The following is a 26,077-nucleotide window of genomic DNA, read 5'->3' as shown; positions in this document are numbered from 1 at the left end:
CGAACATACGTTCGGAGCGGTCAGTTTGGGGGGTGAGTATGGCCGAGCCTCGTGCGTCTGATGGGGTCGATGCTGCGCGCCCTGATGCTGCGCCGGCTGGTTCGGGGTCGGCTGATTCGGCTGTGTCGTTGTCGGAGGTGCCGGGTCTGCTGGCCGAGCTGGATGCGGTGGTGGATCGGTTGGCTGCTGCTGATCTGTCGAAGTGCACCGATGCCGAGTTGGTGGCGGTGGCCACCGCGCAGGAACGCACGATCAATCAGATGGTGTTCCAAGGCAATCGGCAGATCGTGGAGATCTCGGATCGGGATGTGCCCCGGTCGATGGGGTATCGCAGTCTGCCCAACTTCATGAACGCGGTGTTGCGGGTGTCGCACCCTGCTCGTCGCCGAGGACAGATGACCGCGACCGGCCAGTTCCGTCACCTCGACGGGCAGCCGGCCGAGCCGAAGTATCCCACCCTGGCCCAGGCATTCGCCGACGGCCGGGTCGGGCCGGCCCACCTCGAGACGACCGTGGAGTTCCTCGACGCGCTGCCCCACCAGGTGCCCCACGACAAGAAGGTGGCTGCCGAGGCCACCCTGGCCGGGTTGGCGTGTGAGCACACGCCCGCCGAGATCGGTGAACTCGGGCAGCGGCTACTCGACAACCTCGACCCCGACGGCGAGTTGTCCGACGGCAGTGACCGTAAACGACGTCGTAACGTGTGGGTCAACCGGCAAGACGCCCAGCAGATGTCGAAACTAACCGGTCACCTCGACCCGGAAACCCGCGCCCTGATCGAAACGCTGTGGGCGGTATGGGCCACACCCGGCCTCAACAATCCCGACGACCCCGACTCGCCGACCGGCGGGGTCGACGATGCCGACCCCAAAGCGTTGGAAGCTGCGGCCGGGCGTGATTTGCGGTCCCCGGCGCAACGCAAACACGATGCGTTGGCGGCCCTGTTGCGGGCGGTGTTCGACGACGGACTGCTCGGAAAATCGCATCGTGGTCTGCCGGTGCAGTTGATCATCAAAGCCGACCTCAACGACCTGATCCGTGAATCCGGAGTCGGGATCACCGCCACCGGGTCGAGTCTGCCGATGGCCGATGTCATCCGGCTAGCCGCCGACGCGCAACAGTATTTGGCGGTGTTCGCCGACAACAGTGCGATACCGCTGTATTTCGGGCAGGCCAAACGACTCGCCACCCGCGCGCAACGGTTGGTGTCTTTCGCCCGCCCCGACGGGCACGTGTGCTCAGCACCCGACTGTGATCAGCCCGCCGCCCACGTGGAGATGCATCACGCCGTGCGTGACTTCGCCGACGGCGGCAACACCGACATCGTCGACCTCGCCCCCGCCTGTGGCCCGCACAACCGGATGGTCGGCAAAAACCCGGGCCAGTTCACCACCGGGGTCTACACCGACGGCCCCGACGCCGGCCGCGTGTGGTGGCGCCGTAACAGCGAACCCGACGCACCACCCAACCCGCAACAACACAACCGACGCCCCGACATCGCCGCCCTCTTCTTACGCAACCTCGAACAAGCCCGCGCCCGCATCCACCCACCACCAGCACAGGCGCCGCCACCACAACGCAAGCACTACACCCTCACCGAGATGATCCCCCAACCCACCTCGGCAGTCGAAGCACGCCTGGCACTGCTGGTATTCGACAACAAACGCTGACCGCGCGGACCTGAACGAGCGACTTGATTGTCAGCGGCAGGGGGAGTGCGCCGGTTGCGCAGGCCTGCCCGCGTACGCCCGCGCCGACTCTGTCGCACACCCGTTGATCGCAGGCGTCTCGCGCACCAACGTGTCGTTGGTCAATGCCGCGACCATGAACAGTGCGAAGTCGATGCGCCGGGTGAGGTTGCCGGCGAGTATCGGATCGCCGACGTGGCGGCTCCACACCGGCAGGCCCTGGCTCTCTCCTTCCTCGAGATCGCTGCCGCGCACCACGGTCCAGCGGGTGTCGGAGTCGAAGATCAGTCGCGCCGCCCGTACCTGATCGTCAACGTCGACCACGCGCGCCCACCTCGCCAGCGTGCTCACGATCGGCACAATGTAGCGAAGCTGCCACGAGTATCGGTCGAGGCCATCACGAGTGATGTGCCACCCGCACGAAAAGATCAGTCGCGCATCGGGTTCTGCGTACTCGAGAACCGCTCGGGCGGTGCCCGAGGAGTAGTCGTGCACACCCCACGGGGCCAGCACGGTCAAAACGCCATCGCAACCGGCGACAGCGCGGGCGATCACCGCACGATCGTCGGTGCGGCCGGGAATGATCTCGATGCGGTCAGCGACGTCGTCGAGTTTCGGCACGCTCTGCGGCCGGCAGACGCCGACCACCTGGTAGCCACGATCCAGGCAGTGCTGGATCATGTAGCGCCCCAGCTTCCCGGATGCGCCGACAATGCATACCCGCAGCGGGCGAGTGTCGGGGGTGTCGTCGATGGTCATTGGGCGGTCCTCTCGATAACGATCATCCTTACGATGTAAGGTACCTTACGCGGTAAGGTGGACCGATGTCCAGAGGAGGAGGAAAGTTGGTGACCACACGAAAGCCGGTGACCCGTGAAGCGGTTGTTTCTACCGCGGTGCAGATGGCCGACGAGGGGGGTATCGGCGCGGTGACGATGCGCAAGATCGCCCAACAACTCGGAGTCGAGGCGATGTCGCTCTACCACCACGTCCGCAACAAGGACGGCATTCTTGACGTGATGGTCGATCACGTGTTCGCGGAGATCGAGATCCCGACCCAGGCCGACTGGCGCGAGGCATTGCGGGTGCGAACCGCTTCTGCGCGAGACGCATTGGTGCGCCACCCGTGGGCGTTGGGGTTGATGGACTCTCGGCGCAGTCCCGGGCAGCAAACACTGCGGCATCACGACGCCGTGATCGGGGTGTTGCGTCGAGCCGGCTTCACGATCGGCGGCGCGGCACACGCGTTCTCCCTGCTGGACAGCTACCTCTACGGCTTTGTCTTGCAGGAGACAACCATGCCGTTCGACTCCACTGATGCGGCCGACACGCGGGAGGTCGCCGAATCGATCCAATCCGGAATCGACCCGGCCGACCTCCCGCATCTCACCGAGATGACCACCGCGCATGTCATGGCGCCGGGGTATTCCTACGCCGACGAGTTCGACCTCGGCCTCGAGGTGGTGCTCGATGGCCTGGAACGCAACCGCACCCGCTGGGAGTGAGGGCCGCCGCGACGATCCGCCTGCGCGCGCCCGATCGGCTCGCGCGCATGTCTCGACATGCGCGCGAGCGGGACCGGTGCGCGCTCGCGCAAACAGATCGCCGGGGTGACGCCTCAGATGCCGAGGGTCTGTCGGCGGGCCGTGACCTCCGCGCGGTAGCGCGCGACGTTGGCCATCTTGATGCCCTCGTAGCCACGGATCATGTCGGGCAGCTCAGCCAGCTCCACGGCTGAACCCACCCGATCCGCGCCGACGCGGCCATCGGCCAAGCCGGCCAGCAGATCCTCGACGGTCTCGCGGTACTCGCCGATCAGAGCACGTTCGGTCCGCCGGACCTCATTGTGGCCGAACGGATCGAGCTTGGTGCCCCGCAAACGCTTCATCTTTGCCAGCGCCGAGAGCGGCCGGTCTGCCCAGCCGCCGAGCGACAACTTCTCCCTCATCCCCATGCTGCGCAGCGTCGGCGGATGCAGGCGGACGGCCACCTGCGCGTCGTCGCCGAACTGCTCCGCGATCTGCGCCGCGAACGTCGGGTCCTGGGTCAGCCGCGCGACCTCGTACTCATCCTTGTAGGCCATCAACTTGTACAGGTTCCGAGCAACCGCGCCGGTGAACGCGGGACCGTGACCGGCGCGCTGGACCCGGGAGACGAACTTGAAATACTCACGTGCATAACGCTCGTCGGCATAAGCGATTAGCTCGTCGTAGCGGATGGCGATAGTGCGTGCCAGGTCGTCCTCGAGCGAGCCCAACTCACCGACGACGGACATCGCATACTCACTCGGCTCGATCTCGGCAGAGGTGGCACCGTGCAGCCCGGTGAGTGTGTGCGCCACCGCATCCGGGTTGTCCACCACCTGACGTCCGCGGCGGAATGCCTGGATGTTGGCGTCTACGGCCACGCCGTTGAGTTCGATGGCGTGCTCGATCGACTCGGCCGAGATCGACAGCGCACCTGCCTGATATGCCGCACCCACCATCAGCATGTTCGCGTACTGTTCGTCGCCGAACAGGTCCGTCGACAGTTCCCCGGGATCGAGGTACACCGCGCGACGCACCTTGTCGTCGATGGCCGAATGGACCTGGGCGTCGGCGGGGAAACCGACTGTGGTGTCGATGACCATCGCACCAGTCGGGATCTTGGTGGTCGACACCACGGCGACCGTCTTGTCGACATCGGCGACCTTGAGGTTGACCGGATCGGTGCCCACCAAGGGGTCGCACGCCAGGTACAGGTTGCAGTCGTCGGAAGCCACCTTGCCTGCCTGCTCCACGATCTGCGGGGTGATCTTGACATCACTGACCACCGCACCGCCCTTCTGCGCCAGGCCGGTCATGTCCACGGTGCGCGCAGCATTGCCGTCGAGCACCGCGGCCGTGGCCAGCACCTGGGACACGGTCACCACACCTGTCCCGCCTATCCCGGTCACGCGGATCGCGAACGACTCGCGCACCGCGGGCACCCGCGGCGTGGGCATCAGTGAAGCGGCGATGTTGTCGGCACGGCGACGTTCCCGCTCGGTTCCCGGCGTCACCGTCACGAACGACGGGCAATCGCCCTTCAGGCAAGAGAAGTCGAGATTGCATGAGCTCTGGTCGATGTGCGTCTTGCGGCCGAATTCGGTGTCCACCGGATGGACCGACAGGCAGTTGGATTTCTCGCCGCAGTCACCGCATCCCTCGCAGATGCGCTCATTGATCATCACCCGCTGGTTCGGTGTGCTCATGGTGCCGCGCTTGCGCTTGCGACGCTTCTCTGCCGCACAGTGCTGATCGTGGACCAGAACCGTCACGCCGGGAACGGATGCCAGCTCGGTCTGCACATCGAGCATGTCCTCGCGATGCCGGATGGTGACGTCCTTCGGCAGGCCGAGCGCTTTCGTGCGTGCCACGTCGTCGGAGGTGACCACGATGCGGTTAACGCCTTCGTCGAGAAGTAGCGAGGTCAGCCGCGGCAGACTCATCGCGCCCACTGGGTCTTGACCGCCGGTCATGGCGACGGTGCCGTTGTAGAGCAGCTTGTAGGTGATGTTCTCGCCGGAGGCGACCGCGGCGCGTAGGGCCAGCGAGCCGGAGTGCATGAACGTGCCGTCACCGACGTTCTGCACGAAATGATCCGCGGTCACGAACGGCGCCATCCCGATCCACTGTGCGCCCTCGCCGCCCATCTGGGTGACGCCGGCGATGTCGCCGACTTGACGCTCGTCCATCAACAGCACCATGGCGTGGCAGCCGATCCCGGCGCCCACCAGCGTGTCGTCGGAGACCTTGGTGGAGCTGTTGTGGGGGCAGCCGGAGCAGAAGTAAGGCGTGCGGACGGCCAGCGGCAGTTCGATCCGGCCGCGCCGCTTGGATTTCCGTTCCAACCAGTCCTGCGCGGCATCGACATGGTGGTGACGCGCCAGCCGGGTGGCCAGACCGCGTGACACCGCGTCCACATCGAGTTCGCCGAACCTCGAGAACAAGGTCGAACCGTCCTCATTGGTCTTGCCGACGACGCGGGGAGCGCGGGGATGACGGAACAAGATGTCGCGCATCATCGTCTCGATGAAGTCGCGTTTCTCCTCCACCACGATGACCTCGTCGAGGTCGCCGGTGGCAGTGTCGAACATGAACCGGTCGAGAATGTCGCGGTCGAGCGGATAGACCATGCCCAGTTTGAGGATGCGGATGCCCAGTCGATTGAGCTGATCATCGTCGATGCCGATGAGCCGCAACGACTCCCGAAGGTCCAGATAGGTCTTGCCGGCCGCGACGATGCCGATCCGGTCGTCCGGGCTGGAGGTGACGATGCGGTTGAGGCCATTGAGCCGAGCGTATTCCAGCGCTCGCGGAATGCGGGTGGTGAGCTGATTCTGCTCGAGCTCCATCAGGCTGGCGCCCAGCAATCGTCCGCTCGGGACGTGCGGGCTGCGACCGAGGTCGCCGTACACGGGCATGATCCGGTTGGTGTCGACCAGTGCTGTCGACGCTCCGTCGGCGACATGCGCGGAGATCTTCATCGACGTCCACAGTCCGCTGACCCGGCTCATCACCGCGGCGTGCACGCCGAAATCGAGGATGTCCTGCGAGTCGGCGGGATAGAGGATCGGCATGTACAGATCGGCCAGCGCCATCTCCGACGCGCACGGAATGGTGGAGCTCTTGGCGCCGGGGTCGTCGCCGACGAGTGCCACCGCTCCACCGGACGGGTGGGTGCCGATCATGTTGGCGTGCCGCAGCGCGTCGGTAGCGCGGTCGAGGCCGGGCGCTTTGCCGTACCAGTAGCCCACGACGCCGTCGCGTGCCGTCCCGTCGGCGTCGGGCGAGAGGTCTGCCACCTGGCCGGCCACCTGCGATCCCATCACCGACGTCGCGGCGATCTCCTCGTTGAGCCCGGGCCGGTGGACGATGTCGAACGGTTCGAGGTACGCAGCTCGGCGGGCGATCTCGAGGTCGTAGCCGGCCAGTGGGGAGCCCTCGTAGCCGGAGATGAAGGAGGCCGTGCGCAGATTCTGGCGGCGGTCGATGCGGGCGCGGTCACGGACCATACGGACCAGGGCCTGGATGCCGGTCAGATAGATGGTCCCGGTTTCGCGCGTGTAGCGGTCGTCGAGGGAGAACGAGGCAGCCGAGGACGAGGTCCGGGAGTACGTCGCGGTCTCGTCGGTGGGCGCACCGAGGCGGTGCGCGCGATCATCTGCGAGGGTCATGGGATTACCTGGCCTTCTCTTCATATATCGGTCCGCAGACGCCGTGGGTGTGGGCGCTGCGGGCATCGGTTGTCGCGGCCCGAGGGGTGGTGGGCCTGCCTTCACAGTACGCAATAGTCGTGAGCCACGTCACGTTGGCTGCGACAATGTGATGGCGGCTCGATCAGTGCGTGACAAGGCGACTTGTTGTGTCGTACGATGCATTCAGTTAATGACGGCTAACTGAAAGGTCGATGGTGACCAGCACGTTCAACGCCGAGGCTCCCGGAGTCGAGGGCAACGCGCCCGGCCCACGGGCTGCGCACCTGGCGAATGTCGAGACGCTGCGCGACCACCTCGCGATGGCGCGCCGCGGCGGCGGCGACAAGGCCCGGGAGCGTCACATCTCCCGCGGAAAACTGCTACCCCGCGACCGTGTGGATCGACTCCTCGACGTCGGTTCTCCCTTCCTCGAGGTGGCGCCGCTGGCCGCCCACGACATGTATGACGGCCGGGTGCCGTCGGCCGGTGTCGTTGCGGGTGTCGGGCGGGTGGCCGGCCGCGAATGCATGATCGTGGCCAACGACGCGACCGTCTCCGGCGGCACCTACTACCCGATGACGGTCAAGAAGCATCTGCGCGCCCAGGAGATCGCGGCCGCGAACCGGCTGCCCTGCATCTACCTCGTCGACTCCGGCGGAGCAATGTTGCTACAGCAGGACGAGGTGTTCCCCGACCGCGAACACTTCGGCCGCATCTTCTACAACCAGGCCACGATGAGTGCCGCGGGCATCCCGCAGATCGCCGCCGTGCTTGGCTCGTCGACCGCCGGTGGCGCCTACGTGCCCGCGATGAGCGACGAGACCGTGATCGTGCGGAATCAGGGCACCATCTTCCTGGCCGGTCCGCCGCTGGTGAAGGCCGCGACCGGTGAGGACGTCACCGCCGAGGAGCTCGGCGGCGGTGCCATGCACTCGTCGGTCTCCGGCGTCACCGACCACCTCGTCGACAACGACGAACAGGCACTGGCCAAGGTGCGTGAGATCGTCGCCACGCTGGGGCCGCGCGAGCAACATCAGTGGGAGACGGTTCCCGTCCGGGAACCGTTGCGGCCGCAGACTGACCTATACGACGTGGTACCCACCGATTCGCGCACCCCGTACGATGTCCGCGAGGTCATCGAGATCATCAGCGACGGTGGAGAATACACCGAGTTCAAGGCCAACTACGGCACCACGTTGGTCACCGCCTTCGCACACGTACACGGCCATCCGGTGGGCTTCATCGGCAACAACGGCGTGTTGTTCAGCGAATCCGCGCTCAAGGGTGCGCATTTCATCGAACTGTGCGACCAGCGACGCATCCCGCTGATATTCCTGCAGAACATCACCGGCTTCATGGTCGGCCGCGCCTACGAAGAAGGCGGCATCGCCAAGAACGGCGCCAAGATGGTCAACGCCGTTGCATGCGCACGCGTACCCAAACTGACGGTCATGGTGGGTGGATCGTTCGGCGCCGGCAACTACTCGATGTGTGGGCGCGCCTATTCGCCGCGCTACCTCTGGATGTGGCCCAACGCCCGGATCTCGGTGATGGGCGGACCGCAGGCCGCCGAGACCCTGGCCACGGTGCGTCGCAACCAGATCGAACGTTCCGGTGACGACTGGCCGGCCGACGACGAGGAAGCCTTCAAGGCGCCGATCCGAGAGCAGTTCGAGCACCAGTCCGATGCCTACTACTCCACCGCGCGGCTGTGGGATGACGGCATCATCGATCCCGCGCAGACCCGCACACTCCTCGGACTCGCCTTGGAGACATGCAGATACGCACCGCTGACCGAACCCCGCTACGGCGTCTTCCGGATGTGATGACCATGCACCAGACCAGCCCCACCATCGCCCGCCCCATCCGCAGTGTGCTGATCGCCAACCGTGGCGAGATCGCCTGCCGTGTCATCGACACCCTGCGGCGCATGGGTATCCGCAGCATCGCCATCTACTCCGACGCCGATGCCGACGCCCGCCATGTCCGAGAGGCCGACGTCGCCGTGCGGGTGGGCCCCGCCGCCGCCACACAGAGCTACCTCGACATCGACGCGGTGGTGCGTGCCGCGCTCGACACCGGTGCCGACGCGGTGCATCCCGGGTACGGATTCCTTTCGGAGAACCAGAAATTCGCGGCCGTCCTCGACGATGCCGGGATCATTTTCATCGGACCTCCGGCCGAGGCGATCGCGACGATGGGCGACAAGATCACCGCGCGCGCCGCGGTCACCGAGCGCGATGTCCCGGTGGTGCCGGGACTGTCGCGACCCGGCCTGTCCGATGACGACCTGATCGCCGCCGCACCCGACATCGGATTCCCGGTGCTGATCAAGCCGAGTGCCGGCGGCGGCGGTAAAGGCATGCATCGGGTCGAGAACGCCGCAGACCTGCCCGCGGCGCTGCAACGCGCGCGTCGCGAAGCGGGCTCCGCGTTCGGCGACGACAGCCTGTTCCTCGAACACTTCGTGGATACGCCCCGTCACATCGAGGTACAGATCCTTGCCGACGACCACGGCAACGTCATCCACCTCGGCGAACGCGAATGCTCTTTGCAGCGCCGCCATCAGAAGGTGATCGAGGAGGCGCCCTCGGCGCTGCTCGATGCGCAGACCCGCGCGCGGATCGGTGAGGCGGCCTGCGACGCCGCCCGCAGCGTCGGCTACTCCGGTGCCGGCACCGTCGAGTTCATCGTCTCCGCCCACCACCCCGACCAGTTCTTCTTCATGGAGATGAACACCCGCCTGCAGGTCGAGCACCCCGTCACCGAACTCGTCACCGGCGTCGACCTCGTCGAACAGCAGATTCGCGTCGCGCGCGGTGAGGTGCTGGGCCTGGCCCAGGACGACATCACCCTGACCGGTCACGCAGTCGAGGCACGCGTGTACGCCGAGGACGCTGCCAACGGCTTCCTACCCACCGGCGGCACGATCGCCCGCCTGGTCCAGCCCGATACCGCACCCGGCAGCGGTATCCGCGTCGATTCGGCGATGGCTGAAGGGCTGATTGTCGGCAGTGATTATGACCCGATGTTGGCCAAGGTCATCGCCCATGGCGGCGACCGGGAAGAGGCCCTGGAAAGGCTGGATCAGGCGCTTGCACACACCCGGGTGCTGGGTGTGGTGACCAATGTCGACTTCTGTCGGTTCGTCCTCGCCCGACCCGAGGTCCGCAACGCCGACCTCGACACCGAACTGCTCGATCGGCTCGTCGTCGACTACGCGGTGGCCGAGCCCGAACCAGAGGCGCTCGTGCTGGCGGCCGTCGCCCGCATCGGACCCCGCGACCGCGCAGACGTATGGCAGTCGGCGGTGGGCTGGCGACTCGGCGACGTGGCACCGGTGACCACCCGACTGACCTGGGGTGCGCAGCATTTCACCGTTGCCATCGCGGTGAGCACGGCGACCGAGGACGGTGTGTCCGGTCGGGCCGAGGTCACCTACGAGGATGCCGACCGCGGCCCGTGGCGCGCCGATATCGAGTACCGCCGCATTCGCCGCGGCGGCACCGACGGTGATGGCACTCGGCGGCTCATCGTCGACGGGGTCAGCCAGTCCTGGTCGAAGGTGCAGATCGCCGGCACGTGGTGGGTGTCGGGCCCGCACGGCACCTGGCAGCTCGAACCCGCACGTGCGTTGCTCGACGAGGCGGCCGACGACAATGCCGGGGAGATCCTGAGTCCGATGCCCGGCACCGTGGTCGCGGTACCGGCGACGGCGGGCGACGTCGTCGCAACCGGAAATCCGGTCGTCGTCGTGGAGGCGATGAAGATGGAACACACCTTGACCGCCCCGATCGACGGTGTGGTGGCCGTCTCGGTCCGCGTCGGCGACAAGGTCGCTGCCGGCCAGACGCTCGCAGACGTGCAGAAGGAGAACTGATGGAACTCAACCAGGACCACATCGACCTGATCCACACGGTGCGCGACTTCGCGCAGTCGGTGGTGGCGCCGGTGGCGGCGAAACACGATGAAGAACACAGCTTCCCGTATGAGGTCGTGTCCCAGATGGGCAAGATGGGACTGTTCGGTCTGCCGTTTCCCGAGGAGTATGGCGGCATGGGCGGCGATTACTTCGCGCTTGCGCTTGCGCTCGAGGAGCTCGGCAAGGTCGACCAGTCGGTGGCGATCACCCTCGAAGCCGGGGTCGGCCTCGGCGCCATGCCGATCTACAAGTTCGGCACCGAAGAGCAGAAGCAGAAGTGGCTGCCGGACCTGACCTCCGGCGCCGCGCTGGCCGGGTTCGGCCTCACCGAACCCGGTGCCGGGTCAGATGCCGGTGCCACCGCGACCACCGCACGGCGCGACGGGGACAGCTGGATCATCAACGGTGCCAAACAGTTCATCACCAACTCCGGTACCGACATCACCTCTCTGGTGACCGTCACCGCGGTGACCGGGACAAGAGACAACGGGCACAAGGAGATCTCGACGATCGTCGTGCCGTCGGACACCCCGGGCTTCACCGCCGAACCCGCTTACAACAAAGTGGGGTGGAATGCCTCCGACACCCATCCGCTGACCTTCGCCGATGCGCGGGTTCCGGCCGAGAACCTGCTCGGCGAACGTGGCCGTGGATACGCCAACTTCTTGTCCATCCTCGACGAGGGGCGAATCGCGATCGCCGCGCTGGCCACCGGTGCAGCGCAGGGCTGCGTCGACGAAAGCGTCAAGTACGCCAAGGAAAGACAGTCCTTCGGTAAACCGATCGGCAACTACCAGTCGGTGTCGTTCGCCATCGCCCGGATGGAGGCGCGCGCCCACGTGGCCCGCACCGCCTACTACGATGCCGCCGCGAAGATGCTGGCGGGCAAGCCGTTCAAGAAGGAGGCGGCCATCGCCAAGATGATCTCCAGTGAGGCCGCGATGGACAACGCTCGGATGGCGACGCAGATCCACGGCGGCTACGGCTTCATGAACGAGTACCCCGTCGCCCGGCACTACCGCGACTCCAAGATACTCGAGATCGGGGAGGGCACCACCGAGGTGCAGCTCATGCTCATCGCGCGGCAGTTGGGATTCGCATGACCGAGCAGGATGCGGCCGAACGCGTCCGCGTGATCCAGCGCGGCCTGTGGTTCGAGGAGTTCGCTGAGGGTACCGTCTACGAACACCGTCCCGGACGCACGGTGACCGAAGCCGACAACGTGCTGTTCACCACGCTGACGATGAACACCCAGGCCCTGCATCTCGATGCTGCATGGTCGGCGGAGCAACCGGGCTTCGGTGGGCAGCGGTTGATCAACTCGATGTTCACGCTCTCGACCATCGTCGGGCTGTCGGTGTCGCAACTGACGCAGGGGACCCTGGTGGCCAATCTCGGGTTCAGTGAGGTCGCCTTCCCGGCCCCGTTGTTCGCCGGCGACACACTGTACGCCGAGACCGAATGCACCGGTAAACGGGAATCCAGGTCAAGGCCGGGTGAGGGCGTGGTGAACTTGACCCACATCGGACGCAATCAGCACGGCGAGGTCGTTGCGCGCGCCGCAAGGGCCACGCTGGTGCGACGACAGCCAACGGAGTGATGATGCAATTCGCGAACGCCTGGACACCACCCGGACCGGCAATGCTCTTCTGCCCGGCCGACCGTCCGGAGCGATATCAGAAAGCCCTCGACCGCGCTGACGTGGTGATCCTCGACCTGGAGGACGCGGTCGCGCCGGAACGTCGTGTCGCCGCCCGCGAAGCCCTGGTGGCCAACCCGATCGACCCCGACCGCACGATCGTTCGGATCAACCCGGCCGGGACCGGCGACTATCGCCGCGATCTGACTGCGGTGTTGGACACCAACTACCGCGTGGTGATGCAGGCAAAAGCCGAGGACGTCGACTCCATCATCGACACCGCCCTGCAGACGGTGGCGCTCATCGAGACGCCGCTGGGCGCGACAAGGGTCAATGAGATCGCTGCGGCGGTCAATTGCATCGGACTGATGTGGGGTGCCGAGGATCTGGTGGCCGGGCTCGGTGGCAAATCGAGTCGGTTCGGGCCGGGGGAGGAGCGAGCCGGCCAGTACCGCGACGTCGCGCGCTGGGTCCGGTCCACCGTGCGCATCGCGGCGGCTGCGCACCAGAAGTTCGCGGTCGACTCCGTCCACCTCGACATCGACGACGTGTCCGGTCTCGTCGCGGAGGTCCGCGATGCCGTCGCCCTCGGCTACACGGCAACGGCATGCATACATCCGTCGCAGGTCGAGCACATCCGCGCGGGCTACCGGCCCTCCGACGACGAGGTCCTCTGGGCACGACGTGTGGTGGACGGCTCGACCGAGCACGCCGGTGGCGTGTTCACCCTCGACGGTCAGATGATCGACGGCCCGGTGCTGCGCCAGGCCGAGGCCGTGCTGACCCGGGCCGGAGCTTCTGGCGACCTCCCGGAACATTCCGCCTGACGGGCGGCGACAACCCTGAATCGGAGCACATCATGGCGCAACCGGCCTACTCTCACGGGGAGAGCGTCCCCGACCTGCTCACGGAGACAATCGGCGCAACCCTGGCCCGCACGGTCGAGTCGTACGGCGACAACCTGGCACTCGTCGACGCCGCGACGTCACGGCAGTGGACATACACGCAGTTCCACCGCGATGTGCATGCCCTCGCCGCAGGGATGCTGCGGCTCGGGGTGAATCCCGGCGACCGGGTGGGACTGTGGTCACCCAATCGGGCCGAATGGGTGCTGACCCAGTACGCGGCGGCAGAGATCGGCGCCGTCCTGGTCAACCTGAACCCGGCCTATCGGCAGAACGAAATCGAGTACGCGTTGACCCAATCGGGTACCTCAGTGGTCTTCGCCGCAGAGCGGTTCAAGGATTCCGCGTACGCGTCGATGCTCGCCGAGGCCCGCCCCCGGTGTCCGGACGTGCGCGAGGTGGTGCTCTTCGAGTCGCCCCAGTGGGCCGAACTCCTCGCCGAACCCACTGCCGCCGAGATGGGTCGGCTCTCCGAGATCGCCGGGTCTCTCGGCCCCGACGATCCCATCAACATTCAATACACCTCGGGTACAACGGGTTTCCCCAAAGGGGCGACGCTCACGCACCGCAACATCGGCAACAACGGCTATCTGGTCGGTGAACTGCTCGACTACACCGACGCCGACCGCATCTGCCTGCCGGTGCCCTTCTACCACTGCTTCGGCATGGTGATGGGCAACCTGGCGGCCACCAGTCATGGTGCGGCCATGGTGATCCCGGCGCCTGCCTTCGACCCGCAGGCCACCCTGGCGGCGGTGTCGCAGTATCGGTGCACCAGTCTGTACGGGGTGCCCACGATGTTCATCGCCGAGCTCGCGCTGCTCGACGAACTCGGCGATGACCACCGATTCGATCTGTCCAGCCTGCGGACGGGCATCATGGCCGGATCGCCGTGTCCCGAGCACACGATGCGTCAGGTCGTCGAGCGGATGCACATGCGTGAGGTGTCGATCTGCTACGGCATGACCGAGACGTCGCCGGTATCCACCCAGACCCGTGTGGACGACCCGCTGGAACTGCGGGTCGGTACCGTCGGTCGGGTGGGACCGCACCTGGAGATCAAGGTGATCGACCCGGTGACCGGCGACACGGTGGAGCGGGGTGAGACCGGCGAGTTCTGCACCAAAGGTTACTCGGTGATGACGGGATACTGGAACGAGCCCGAGAAGACAGCAGAAGCCCTCGATGAGGAGGGATGGATGCACACCGGCGACCTGGCGGTGATGGACGACAACGGCTACGTGCGCATCACCGGACGGATCAAGGACATGGTGATCCGCGGCGGCGAGAACATCTACCCGCGCGAGATCGAGGAATTCCTCTACACCCACCCGGACATCCTCGATGCCCAGGTGATCGGTGTGCCCGACGACAAGTACGGCGAAGAACTGATGGCGTGGGTGCGGCTCCGTGACGAGGCAACAGATTTCACCGCCGACGATCTGCGTGCGTTCGCCGACGGCAAGATCGCGCGGCACAAGATCCCGCGCTATGTCCATGTGGTCAAGGAGTTCCCGATGACGGTCACGGGCAAGGTGCGCAAGGTCGAGATGCGTGCGGAAGCCGTCGAGATCTTGGGCATCGGATCGGTAGCGGAGCGACGTCGGTGACCGCGGTGGACTCGCGGCCCGGCCAGACCCAGATCGACGCATTCACCCGATTCATCACTTCACGTACCGATCGGGCGATCGAAGGCTATGCATCGTTGTGGCAGTGGTCGGTCGACGAACCGGCCGCGTTCTGGCGGGCGGTGTGGGACTTCTACGATCTCGGGGCCATCGCCGGCGATTCGCCGTCGGTGGCAACCGACGACGACGTCCTCGCGGACGCAGCAATGCCTGGTTCGCAATGGTTTCCGCATGTGAAGCTGAACTATGTATCAGCTGTGCTGCGGCATCGCGGACTGCCCGGTGCGGCAGTCGTCGGACTGGATGAGGATGGGCGACGCAGCGAACTCACCTGGTCCGAATTGGCAGATGCCACCGCCGGGTTCGCGCGGACTCTGACCGATCTCGGTGTGGGACGCGGTGACGTGGTCGCGGCATACCTGCCGGATATCCCGGAGGCGGTCGTCGCCTTCCTCGGTGCGGCATACGTGGGTGCCATCTGGTCGGGATGTGGCCAGGACTACGCGCCGGAGGGGGCGGCCGGACGGCTGGCCCAATTGCGACCCAAGGTGCTGGTCAGTGCGACCGGCTACCGCTACAACGGCAAGGACGTGGACAAGGTCGCCGACAGCGACGCCTTGGCGCGGCTGCTGCCGGACCTGGTGGCGCACATCGTGGTCGGTGACTCGACGAGTGCATCGCGAGGCGGCGTCGAACAGATCCCTTTCGACGCGGCGCGCGCCGCCGACGGCTCCGGACTCCAGCCGGAACCCGTGGCGTTCGACCACCCGTTGTGGGTGCTGTTCAGTTCCGGTACCACCGGCAAGCCCAAGGGGATCGTGCACGGGCACGGCGGGGTCGTCGTCGAGCATCTCAAAGCGGCCGGACTGCACGGTGATCTGGGCGAACACGATGTCTTCTTCTGGCAGACCGCGCTGAGCTGGATGATGTGGAACTTCCAGGTCGCCGGACTGCTGTGCGGATCGCGCATCGTCTGTTACTCCGGCTCGGCGCTGTATCCCGATGCCGACCGGCTGTGGCAGCTCGTCGAATCCGAAGGCGTCACCTACTTCGGCACCAGCCCGGGGCAGCTGCAGGCCTCCCGCAAGGCGGGTTTGGTTCCTGGCAAAGAGCACGATCTCGCGCCGTTGCGCATCTTGGGGAGCACCGGATCGACCTTGGCCGCCGACCTGTTCACCTGGGTGGAGGAGAACGTCAAGGCAGGCATGCCAATCTCCTCGATCAGCGGCGGCACCGATGTCGTCAGTGCTTTCGCCGGCGGCTCCACCGGGGTTCCGGTGGTCGCGGGTGAACTGTCGGTCCGCTACCTCGGCGTGGCACTGCAGAGTTGGGCTCCCGACCGCACGCCGTTGGTCGGGGAGGTGGGGGAGATGGTGGTCACCGCACCGATGCCGTCCATGCCGGTCCGGTTCTGGGACGATCCGGACGGGGCGCGGTATCGCCGCGCGTATTTCGAGCACGAGTGGGACTCTCCCGCCGACCGTCCGGTGTGGCGTCACGGCGATTGGGTCACCGTCACCGACCGCGGCTCGCTGGTCATCCACGGTCGCAGCGACGCCACCCTGAACCGCCACGGCATCCGGATGGGGTCGGCCGACATCTACGAGGTGGTCGAGGGCATCGAGGAGATCGCGGAGGCGTTCGTACTCGGGGTCGACGGGCCGGACGGGAAGTACTGGATGCCGTTGTTCGTCACCCTGGTGCCGGGCGCGACCCTCGACGACCCGCTGCGCGGGCGCATCGCATCCGAGGTGCGGTCGCGGCTGTCGCCCCGGCACGTCCCCGACGAGGTGATCGAGGCGCCGGGTATCCCACACACGCGCACCGGCAAGAAGCTCGAGGTTCCGGTCACCGGCATCCTCGCCGGCCGCGCCGAGGTCGCCATCGATCCGAAGTCGGTGGACGACTACGGCCTCATCGACTGGTATGCCGAACAGGGTCGAACTCATCGGTGGTGAGCGGGTGCGCACGCCACCAGGCCGCGACCCGGGCATGTACTACCGTGGGGCGCGACACGCGCTCACCGCGGGGGCGAAGACGACCGAGCAGGAGATGCGATGACCTACCAGCAAGGCGGCGGGTACGGCCAGCACGGCCAGCAGCCGGGATACGGGCAGCAGGGATATCCGGGGTACTACGGCCAGGGAGCGGCCGAAGGTCAGCCGAGCGGCGCTCCCGGATATGGTCAGCAAGCTGGTCAGTCGCAGCCGGGCTCCGTTCAGCAGGGGTACGGCCAGCAGGGGTACGGCCAGCCCGGGACGGGCCGGCAGAGCTACGGGCAGGGATATGGCCAGCCCGGCTACGGTCAAGGACAAGCCGGATACGGCCAGCAGTACGCGGGCCAGACCCAGCAGTATCCCCAGCAGGGCTACGGCCAGCACTATCCCCAGGGTTACGGCCAGCACGGATACACCGCGCCGAAGCCGGCCGGACAGGGCCTGCCGGGCAACATCGGCCAGCTGCTGGCCATCGCCATCGGTGCGGTCGCCGCCGTCGACGCGTTGGTCAGTTTCTGGAACCGCGGTTCCTACCTGCCTTACCTGGTGTTCATCGCGATGCTGGCGCTGCTGACACTGCTGCCGAAGATCCAGGCCAAGGTCGTGGCCCCAGTGGTGGCCGCCGCGGCCGTGGCGACGGCAATCACGCAGATCTACGACGTCATCTACACGTCCTCTCAGGGCGCCGGCATCATCACCAACTCGGGTGTCGACTACGCCCAGCTGACACTGAGCATCATCACCGCGGGACTCGCGTTGTTCTGGCTGCTCGTCGTCGTCGGGACCCTGAAGGTGGCGTCGGACGACGTCACCGCGGACGCCGCCGGGGTGGCGGCGCAGCCCACGGGCGCCACGCCGACGCCGGCGCCGCAGACGACAGCCTTCGGTGATGCCCAGGCCACCGCGTATGGCACGTCGGCCACCGCGAGCTCAGTGGCCCAGCCGACCTACGATCCGTCGGCCTACACGCAGAGCCCGTCGACGCCCACCCCCGGGTCCGGGACCTCGTCGGAGACCAACCCTTACCAACCCACCGCAGGAGCCGCCGATGCTGGTGGATCGTCGGCCGGCTACCCGCAGGCCGCCGAGGGGTCGGACGCGACGACCAAGATCAGCCGCCCCGAACAGCACGGCGGCCGCTGACAGACAGCGTCAGCTCGTATATGACCCGATGCCCCGGCCTCACCGGTGGGGCATCGGGTCGTTTCGATAGCCCGAACAGGGTCGGCGAGACCTGCGACGGCTGAGGCGTCTGTCGCTTTCTGAGGTCCTTGCGGCGCGTCAGCTCGGCGCACGGCCGGTGCCGTGTCACGCTCGTAGCCGATGCCCTCACCGACTGCCGACAGCCTTGCGTCGCGTCTTCGACAGATGCGACAACACAACCGTGCGCAGCGTGCGGTGAGCGAAGGCTCCGCACGTCAGCTCGTCGTGGTGGCGTTCGCGGTACCGGTGGTCACCATGCTGACCATCGCGGTGGTCACCCTCACCGTGCTGCTCTTCGCAGGTAGCGGACTGGAAGGTCTGGGTCCCGCCGTCGGCAGCATGTGGCTGGCGATTCACCAGGTGCCGGTGACCATCAGCGGGGTCACGATCGGCGTACTGCCCTTGTTGCCGACGCTCCTGGTCGCCGCGGGCACCGTGCGGATGGCCGGTTCGGCCTCCGGTCCACATCGTCCACCGAGCGAACTGATCGCCATCGTGTTCTCGGCCATCGGTGGACCGCTGCTCGTGACCGCGTTGTCGTTGGCGGTGGTCATGGACGGGACGTCGGTGCTGCCGGTACAGAGTCCACCGGCGCTCGTCGCCTTCGGCGCCACCCTCGGCATCCATGGGGGTGCTGCGCTGGCCGGCATCGGCTGGCGATATCGCACCGACATCTACGAACGCCTCGCCGTTCCGCCCTCGGTGCGGCGGGGGATACGGTACGGCGCGGCCGGGGTGTGCGCGCTGCTCACCGCGGCAGCAGCGGTGGTGGTGGTCCGACTCGTGATGCGGTGGCAGACCGTGGGCGACCTCATCGCCGGCGGCAACGATTTCGACGGATACCTTGGACTGGCCGTGTTGTCGCTGCTGTATCTGCCCAACGTGATCGTCGGCGCCGCGGCAGTGTTGGTCGGCGCCGATGTGCACTTGGGTACGGCATCCATCGACCTCGTCGATGTGCAGGGCGGTCCCGTCCCACCACTGCCACTGCTCGGGGCATTGCCCGAGGCAGGTGTCGGCACCCTGGGTGTCCTCGGATTCGTGGTCCCGGCATCGATCGCCGTGGTGGTGGGGTTGCGCTGTCGCGACCTCGATCCGATGGCCAATCTGCGTTCGGTGGCGCTGGCCGGAGCGGTGGCGGCAACCGCGATGGTCGTCATGTGCACTCTCGCCGGCGGTGAACTCGGTGAGTTCGGCATGGCCGGGGTCACGGTGCCGACCGCCGGCGTGTTCACTCTGGGCTGGTTCGTGGTGGTCGGACTCGTGGTCGGCGTGATCCATGCGGCGTTGCCGGCGACGCGGCAGGCCCGCCGATCGGCCGCGTTGGGCGGGATGGACGAGTTCGACGTCGACCCGGACGGCGGCTACGACGACGAATACCTGACGGATGATGAGTACCTCACCGACGAGTACCTCACCGACGGGTACTTTTCCGATGACTTCGGGTTCGATGATCTCGAGGTCGCCGATGTCGGAACCGATGAGATCTCCGGCGCCGACGATGATGAGTACTTCGACGATGACCACGCCGCTGATGACATGGTCGGCGGCGATCGGGTTGCCGACTCCGAGTCCGACGCCCACTTCGCCGACGAGTACTCGGCCGACTCTCGCTGAGTTCGTTCGCGCGGCGAACCCCGGCGACCAGCGGATCGGCGTCGACCACTAGGCTCCCTTGTGTGAACGCAGCTGCAGGGCCATCGGAGTCCGCAGTTCGCGTACCCTCTGAGGCTCGTGTGCCGATCGTCGTGATGGCTTCGGGCACCGGATCGTTGCTCGCCGCGTTGATCGCCCGCGCCGACGAGCCGGCACCCTTCCGGATCGTGGCCGTCGTGGTGGACCGACAGTGTCCCGCCGCTGACATCGCGCGCCGGCACGGCATCCCGGTGATCGACTGCCGGGTCGGCGATCATCCCGATCGTGGCGCCTGGGACTCGGCGCTGACCGATCAGGTGGCCGACCACGCGCCGGCTTGGGTGGTCACCGCGGGCTTCATGAAGATCCTCGGGAGCACCTTCCTGTCCCGCTTCGGCGGACGGATCGTGAATTCGCATCCCGCACTGCTGCCCTCGTTTCCCGGCGCCCACGGTGTGGCCGACGCATTGGCGCACGGCGTGAAGGTCACCGGTACCACGGTGCATTTGGTGGATGCAGGTGTCGATACCGGCCCCATCCTGGCGCAGCAGCCGGTCGCCGTCCGTTCCGACGACACCGAGGCCACCCTGCATGAACGGATCAAATCGGTAGAGCGTGAGTTGCTCGCCGACGTGGTGACGAAGCTCGTCACCAAAGGTGTAGTGATCGACGGACGAAAGGCCGACATCCCGTGAACACACAGAGCCCCGCCGACGACACCCGCCGGCCTATCCGTCGCGCGCTGGTCAGCGTTTACGACAAGAGTGGCCTCGACGAACTCGCCACCGTCCTGCATGCGGCCGACGTCGAAATCGTGTCCACCGGTTCGACGGCCAAGAAGATCGCCGACGCGGGTGTGCCGGTGACCGAGGTGTCGGCGCTGACCGGTTTTCCGGAGTGTCTCGACGGACGCGTGAAGACGCTGCACCCCAAGGTGCACGCGGGAATCCTGGCCGACACCCGCAAGAACACCCACGTCGAGCAGCTGGCCGAACTCGGTGTCGCGGCATTCGATCTCGTCGTCGTCAATCTCTATCCGTTTACCGAGACGGTCGCCTCGGGTGCCACGCCGGACGAGTGCGTCGAGCAGATCGACATCGGCGGCCCGTCGATGGTGCGCGGGGCCGCGAAGAATCACCCGTCGGTGGCCGTTGTCGTCGACCCCGCGGATTACGGCCGGGTCCGCGACGCCGTCAGTGCCGGCGGGTTCGATCTCGCCCAGCGTCGTCAGTTGGCGGCACAGGCATTTCGCCACACTGCGGACTACGATGTCGCGGTCGCGTCCTGGATGTCGAGTGTGGTGGCACCGCCCGCCGATTCGTCGACCTTCCCCGACTGGGTCGGCGCGACCTGGAATCGGTCGGCCGTGTTGCGCTACGGCGAGAACCCGCATCAGGCTGCGGCGCTCTACGTCGCCGGAGCCGGTGGCGGCCTGGCGTCTGCGGAGCAGTTGCACGGCAAGGAGATGAGTTACAACAACTACACCGACGCCGACGCCGCATGGCGTAGCGCGCACGACTTCGATGCTCCAGCCGTGGCGATCATCAAGCACGCCAACCCCTGTGGCATCGCCGTGGGCGCCGACATCGCGCAAGCGCATCGCAAGGCCCACGCATGCGACCCGGTAAGCGCCTACGGCGGGGTGATCGCCGCCAACCGCGAGATCACGGTGGAGATGGCCGAGCAGGTTGCCGAGATCTTCACCGAGGTCATCATCGCCCCCGGGTTCGCCGACGGTGCCCTCTCGGTGCTGACGCGCAAGAAAAACATTCGCGTGCTCACCGCCGCGGCGCCGGATCGCGCCGGCGTCGAGACCCGACCCATCTCCGGTGGACTGCTGATGCAGCAGCGCGATGTGCTCGACGCCGAGGGCGACGATCCGGCGAACTGGACCCTCGCGGCCGGCGCACCCGCCGACCCGGACACGCTCGCCGACCTGCTGTTCGCTTGGCGTGCATGCCGTTCGGTCAAATCGAACGCGATCTTGCTTGCGCACGACGGCGCGTCGGTGGGCGTGGGTATGGGCCAGGTGAACCGGGTCGACTCCGCACATCTCGCCGTCAACCGCGCCGGCGAGCGCGCATCCGGCAGTGTCGCGGCCTCCGACGCGTTCTTCCCGTTCCCGGACGGTTTGCAGGTCCTGCTCAACGGCGGGGTGCGGGCCGTGGTCCAGCCCGGTGGCTCGATCCGCGACAACGAGGTGATCGAGGCGGCATCGGAGGCCGGTGTCACCCTGTATCTCACGGGTGCACGCCATTTCGCGCACTGAGTTCGCCGACCGGTGAGTCCGGTCGACGTCGTCTTCCTGATCGCCGCTGGATTCGGGGCGGGTCTGATCGGTTACATCACCGGTCTCGCGTCGGTGGTGAGTTACCCTGCGCTGCTTGCTGTCGGGCTCAGCCCGATCTCGGCCAACGTCACCAACACGGTGTCGCTCGTCGCCGTCGGGATCGGCAGTACTGCGCAGTCCGGGCGGGTGCTGCTCGACGGTGACCGCCGTCGCCTGATCGGTGGTGCCGTGGCGTCTCTGGTCGGCGGCGCGATCGGCGCGGTGACCTTGCTGCTCACCCCGGCCGACGCCTTCGAGGCGATCGTGCCGTTCCTGGTGGCGCTGGCCGCGGTGGCGTTGCTGACGCAGCCGATGCTGCGTCGCTGGGCCACTCGTCACCAGGACCGGCCGGGCGTGTGGATGTTCGGGTTGGTGGTGATCTCGGTGTATGGCGGGTATTTCGGTGCGGGCGCCGGCATCATGGTGCTCGCTCTGATGCTGGTCCTGACCAGCGAACCGTTGTGGCGTGCGACGCTGTCGAAGTCGCTGTTCCTGGGTATCGCGAACACCGTGGCGGCGGTGGGCTTCATGCTCTTCGGACCGGTGCATTGGACTGCGGCCCTGGCGATGGCGATCGGCTGCCTGGCCGGTGGCTGGTGCGGGCCGCCGGTGGTCAAACGTCTTCCGGCCGAGCCGCTGCGCATCGTCGTCGGACTCGGTGGATTGGGACTCGCGGTCTGGTTGGCGCTCGGCTGATCACCAAGTGATTGCGCGGGCCGACTCGGTGCGCGCGGGTCGGCTCGGTTTACGCGGACCGCGACCACATGCGCGACCCACAACAACCCGCGCGCAGAAAACGGACCTGCCCGCCCACAGACACTGCCCTCGTATTCAACCAAGAGGTTGACAAAACCCTCGATTCGGCGCACAGTCTTATTCAACCGGATGGTTGAGGAGGGCGCGTGGCAGACGAGTTGTCCAAGGTGTTCGCCGCGCTCGCGGACCCGACACGACGCGACATGGTCGCGCGGCTGGCGGTCTCCGATGCGACGGTCAGTCAGCTCGCCGAACCCTACGACGTCAGCATCCAGGCGGTGTCCAAGCACCTCAAGGTGCTGGCGGACGCCGGGCTGGTGAGCCGTGGCCGGGAGGCGCAAACCCGTCCGGTCCACCTGGAAGCGGAGGTGTTCGACCTCATGACCAAGTGGATCGAGCGATACCGCAGGCAGGCCGAAGAGCGCTATCAGCGTCTCGATGACCTGCTCGTGGAGATGAACGACGGACCCGCGGCGCACCGTCGCGAGGACGAGAAACCCCGAAAGAGAGGAAAGGCGTCATGAGTGCAGTGCAGAGCCGGTACAGCGAGGCGGCCATCGAAGCCGACCCGAAGGTCCCGATCATCCGGATCACCCGCGACTTCCGCGGCACGCCCGCCCAGTTGATGAAAGCGCACACCGATCCGGCGTTGTTCGTCCGGTGGGTGGGCCCGGACTCCATCGGGAGCCGCATCATCGACTGGGACGTCCGCGACGGTGGTAGCTGGCGGTACGTATCCTCCAGGGACGGTGAAGAATTCGGTTTCCGCGGATGCTTCCACACCGTCTCCGACGACAAAATCGTGCAGACCTTTACCTTCGAGGGCATGCCCGACCAGGTGGCACTGGAGACGTTGTGGTTCGAGGACCTCGGCGATGGAAGCACCCGGCTGCACGCACAGTCGTTGTGCGACAGCTTCGAGGCGCGCGACGGCTGGCTGGCCTCCGGCATGGAGGTCGGAGTCAACGAGGGTTATGCCGCACTCGACAAGCTCCTCGGCGCGGGCGAGATCTGAGCTGATGGCCGAGTCGATCGTCGCGCTGGCGCCGGCGGACCGTCATCGCGTCGTCGCTGAAGGGTTTGCCGAACAGGTTGCTGCCGTGTCGGATTGGGACTCCCCAGCGCCGGTGGAGGGGTGGGTGGCGCGTGACGTCGTCACCCACCTTGTCGAGTGGTTGCCCGGCTTCCTCGCCGGCGGTGGAGTGACGCTGCCGACGGGGCCGGCCGTCGCCGATGATCCGGTCTCCGCATGGCGGGCACACGCCGCCGTGGTACAGGCCTTGCTCGGCGGCCCGTCGGCCGAGGACACGTTCACCCACCCGATGGCAGGCGAGCACCGTCTGGCCGATGCCGTGGACCGGTTCTACACCGCCGACGTGTACATGCACACCTGGGATCTGGCGGCCGCAGCCGGCCGCGGCGCAGGTCTCGATCCCGACTTTGCCCAGAGTCTGCTCGACGGCATGTCGGGTATTGAGGACCTGCTGCGCTCGTCCGGGCAGTACGGACCGGCCGTGCCCGTGGCCGCCGATGCCGATGCGGTCACCCGGCTGATCGGTTTCATCGGTCGCGATCCCGCCTGGCAGCCCGTTTGCTGAGTCCTCGCCCGGTCGGGGCCTCCGACAACCGCCCGTGCACTTCGCGGTCACCGGAGTACCGTGGACAAGGTGCCAGAGGAGAACTTCACCACCCACGCCTCCCAGACCACCGAGACCCGCCACCCGTCGCCCCGCACCGTCGGTGAACTGCGCGCCAGCGGCCACGTTGAGCGTGATGTGCGCGACGAGATCCGCAACAACCTGCTGACCGCGCTGCGCGAGGGCCGCGATCCGTGGCCCGGCATCGTCGGATTCGAGGCGACGGTCATCCCGCAACTCGAGCGCGCGCTGATCGCCGGCCACGATGTCGTGATGCTCGGCGAACGCGGGCAGGGCAAGACGCGCATCCTACGTACCCTGGTCGGCCTGCTCGACGAATGGACCCCGGTGATCGCCGGTTCCGATCTGGGTGAACATCCCTACGAGCCGATCACCCCGGCGTCGATCCGCAAAGCGGCCAACCTGCTCGACGACCTGCCGATCGAGTGGCGTCACCGCAGCCAGCGCTACAGCGAGAAGCTGGCAACACCGGATACCTCGGTGGCCGACCTCGTCGGTGACATCGATCCGATGAAGGTCGCCGAGGGCCGCAGTCTCGGGGACCCGGAGACCATCCACTTCGGGCTCATCCCGCGTGCGCACCGCGGAATCGTCGCCATCAACGAGCTGCCCGACCTCGCCGAACGCATCCAGGTGTCGATGCTGAACGTGATGGAGGAGCGCGACATCCAGGTGCGCGGCTACACGCTGCGCCTGCCCCTCGACGTCATGGTGATGGCCAGCGCCAACCCCGAGGACTACACCAACCGCGGTCGCATCATCACCCCACTCAAGGACCGGTTCGGGGCGGAGATCCGTACGCACTACCCGTTGGAGCTCGACGACGAGATCGCGGTCATCGAGCAGGAGGCCGATCTGACCGCGACGGTGCCGACCTTCATCACCGAGATCCTGGCGCGATTCACCCGGTATGCGCGCGATCACCCCTCGATCGATCAGCGGTCCGGGGTGTCGGCCCGATTCTCCATCGCGGGCGCCGAGACGGTGGCCGCCGCCGCCCTGCATCGCGCGACGGTCACCGGTGAAGACGTCGCGGTGGCGCGTGTGGTGGACCTCGAGTCGGTGGTCGAGGTGCTTCGCGGCAAGATCGAGTTCGAGTCGGGCGAGGAAGGTCGCGAACTCGAGATCCTCGAGCATCTGATGCGCAAGTCGGTGGCCGACACCGTTCGCGCCCACCTCGGCGGGATCGACATGGCGTCGCTGGTGACTGCCCTGGAGGACGGTGAGCCCGTGGTCACCGGAGACCGGGTGACCGCGCATGATCTCCTCGACTCCATCCCGGATCCCGATAGCACCGCCGATGTCCTCGACCAGATCGCGCAACGCCTCGATGCCGAGGCCGAGGGAGAACGCGCCAGTGCCGTCGAGCTCGCCCTCGAAGGTCTCTACCTGGCCCGACGCATCGGCAAGGAAGCCGACGAGAGCGGCCAGACGATCTACGGCTGAACGGGTGTGCGAACCCGTCCATACCCTCGCTGCAACAGAAATAAGTCGCTGCA

Annotated in this window: 20 protein-coding genes; 18 read left to right on the top strand and 2 right to left on the bottom strand. The window is 66.8% G+C overall.

All coding sequences use genetic code 11. The annotated features are described in order from the left end of the window. The first annotated feature begins 38 nt into the window (after positions 1 to 38). Positions 39 to 1,670 carry a DUF222 domain-containing protein gene (locus VX037_RS02645; protein ID WP_442903628.1) on the top strand — a complete coding sequence of 544 codons (1,632 nt, stop codon included), beginning with the start codon at positions 39 to 41 and terminating at the stop codon, positions 1,668 to 1,670. Between the two features lie 30 nt (positions 1,671 to 1,700). Here VX037_RS02645 and VX037_RS02640 read toward each other — a convergent pair whose 3' ends face one another. Further along, positions 1,701 to 2,447, bottom strand: a complete 747-nt coding sequence (locus tag VX037_RS02640; protein ID WP_328713096.1) for an NAD(P)-dependent oxidoreductase — start codon at positions 2,445 to 2,447, stop codon at positions 1,701 to 1,703. 65 nt (positions 2,448 to 2,512) lie between these two features. Here VX037_RS02640 and VX037_RS02635 point away from each other — a divergent pair, with 65 nt between their 5' ends. Further along, the gene (locus VX037_RS02635; RefSeq protein WP_372475144.1) at positions 2,513 to 3,193 is read left to right on the top strand and encodes a TetR/AcrR family transcriptional regulator; all 681 of its coding nucleotides are present in this window, start codon (positions 2,513 to 2,515) and stop codon (positions 3,191 to 3,193) included. Between the two features lie 113 nt (positions 3,194 to 3,306). Here the strand turns inward: VX037_RS02635 and VX037_RS02630 are convergent, their stop codons facing one another. Next, positions 3,307 to 6,885 carry an indolepyruvate ferredoxin oxidoreductase family protein gene (locus VX037_RS02630; RefSeq protein ID WP_328713094.1) on the bottom strand — a complete coding sequence of 1,193 codons (3,579 nt, stop codon included), beginning with the start codon at positions 6,883 to 6,885 and terminating at the stop codon, positions 3,307 to 3,309. A gap of 233 nt (positions 6,886 to 7,118) precedes the next feature. Between VX037_RS02630 and VX037_RS02625 the strand changes: the two genes are divergently transcribed. The 16 genes from VX037_RS02625 (at position 7,119) to VX037_RS02550 (ending at position 26,024) form a co-directional block, all read left to right on the top strand. Then, positions 7,119 to 8,732, top strand: a complete 1,614-nt coding sequence (locus VX037_RS02625) for a carboxyl transferase domain-containing protein (RefSeq protein ID WP_328713091.1) — start codon at positions 7,119 to 7,121, stop codon at positions 8,730 to 8,732. A 5-nt stretch (positions 8,733 to 8,737) separates the two neighbouring features. Continuing rightward, entirely contained in the window at positions 8,738 to 10,786 is a 2,049-nt protein-coding gene (locus tag VX037_RS02620) for an acetyl/propionyl/methylcrotonyl-CoA carboxylase subunit alpha (protein ID WP_235724742.1), read from the top strand. Next, positions 10,786 to 11,931: an acyl-CoA dehydrogenase family protein gene (locus VX037_RS02615; protein WP_266059809.1), complete on the top strand. Its 1,146-nt coding sequence runs from the start codon at positions 10,786 to 10,788 to the stop codon at positions 11,929 to 11,931. The genes VX037_RS02620 and VX037_RS02615 overlap by 1 nt, the downstream gene beginning before the upstream one ends. Next, positions 11,928 to 12,428, top strand: coding sequence for a MaoC family dehydratase (locus tag VX037_RS02610; RefSeq protein ID WP_235724740.1), 501 nt, complete (start codon positions 11,928 to 11,930; stop codon positions 12,426 to 12,428). The genes VX037_RS02615 and VX037_RS02610 overlap by 4 nt, the downstream gene beginning before the upstream one ends. Continuing rightward, positions 12,428 to 13,294, top strand: coding sequence for an HpcH/HpaI aldolase/citrate lyase family protein (locus tag VX037_RS02605; protein ID WP_235724739.1), 867 nt, complete (start codon positions 12,428 to 12,430; stop codon positions 13,292 to 13,294). The genes VX037_RS02610 and VX037_RS02605 overlap by 1 nt, the downstream gene beginning before the upstream one ends. 32 nt (positions 13,295 to 13,326) lie before the next feature. Then, positions 13,327 to 14,982 (top strand): AMP-binding protein, encoded by a 1,656-nt coding sequence (locus VX037_RS02600; protein WP_235724738.1) that lies wholly within the window; start codon positions 13,327 to 13,329, stop codon positions 14,980 to 14,982. 32 nt (positions 14,983 to 15,014) lie between these two features. Next, entirely contained in the window at positions 15,015 to 16,958 is a 1,944-nt protein-coding gene (locus VX037_RS02595) for an acetoacetate--CoA ligase (RefSeq protein WP_372475149.1), read from the top strand. A gap of 99 nt (positions 16,959 to 17,057) precedes the next feature. Further along, complete coding sequence (locus VX037_RS02590; RefSeq protein WP_235724737.1) at positions 17,058 to 18,140, top strand: hypothetical protein; 1,083 nt, start codon at positions 17,058 to 17,060, stop codon at positions 18,138 to 18,140. Positions 18,141 to 18,320: 180 nt separating this feature from the next. Further along, entirely contained in the window at positions 18,321 to 19,817 is a 1,497-nt protein-coding gene (locus tag VX037_RS02585; protein ID WP_235724736.1) for a cell division protein PerM, read from the top strand. A 134-nt stretch (positions 19,818 to 19,951) separates the two neighbouring features. Beyond that, on the top strand, positions 19,952 to 20,530 hold the full coding sequence (gene purN / locus VX037_RS02580; protein WP_235724735.1) for a phosphoribosylglycinamide formyltransferase: 579 nt from the start codon (positions 19,952 to 19,954) through the stop codon (positions 20,528 to 20,530). Further along, complete coding sequence (purH, locus tag VX037_RS02575) at positions 20,527 to 22,104, top strand: bifunctional phosphoribosylaminoimidazolecarboxamide formyltransferase/IMP cyclohydrolase (protein WP_235724734.1); 1,578 nt, start codon at positions 20,527 to 20,529, stop codon at positions 22,102 to 22,104. Before purN ends, purH begins: the two co-directional genes overlap by 4 nt. 12 nt (positions 22,105 to 22,116) lie before the next feature. Further along, entirely contained in the window at positions 22,117 to 22,860 is a 744-nt protein-coding gene (locus tag VX037_RS02570) for a sulfite exporter TauE/SafE family protein (RefSeq protein ID WP_235724733.1), read from the top strand. 206 nt (positions 22,861 to 23,066) lie between these two features. Continuing rightward, positions 23,067 to 23,444: an ArsR/SmtB family transcription factor gene (locus tag VX037_RS02565; protein ID WP_235724732.1), complete on the top strand. Its 378-nt coding sequence runs from the start codon at positions 23,067 to 23,069 to the stop codon at positions 23,442 to 23,444. After that, the gene (locus VX037_RS02560; protein WP_235724731.1) at positions 23,441 to 23,935 is read left to right on the top strand and encodes an SRPBCC family protein; all 495 of its coding nucleotides are present in this window, start codon (positions 23,441 to 23,443) and stop codon (positions 23,933 to 23,935) included. Before VX037_RS02565 ends, VX037_RS02560 begins: the two co-directional genes overlap by 4 nt. 4 nt (positions 23,936 to 23,939) lie before the next feature. Continuing rightward, positions 23,940 to 24,518: a TIGR03086 family protein gene (locus VX037_RS02555; protein WP_235724730.1), complete on the top strand. Its 579-nt coding sequence runs from the start codon at positions 23,940 to 23,942 to the stop codon at positions 24,516 to 24,518. A 60-nt stretch (positions 24,519 to 24,578) separates the two neighbouring features. After that, a complete protein-coding gene (locus VX037_RS02550; RefSeq protein ID WP_235724729.1) occupies positions 24,579 to 26,024 on the top strand; it encodes a sigma 54-interacting transcriptional regulator in 1,446 nt (481 codons plus the stop codon). Positions 26,025 to 26,077: the final 53 nt, after the last annotated feature.

This window comes from Gordonia sp. Z-3, assembly GCF_036233855.1.
GTDB lineage: Bacteria > Actinomycetota > Actinomycetes > Mycobacteriales > Mycobacteriaceae > Gordonia > Gordonia tangerina.
Note: the sequence above shows the minus strand (reverse complement) of the source record. Positions and strands in the feature narration are given on the sequence as shown.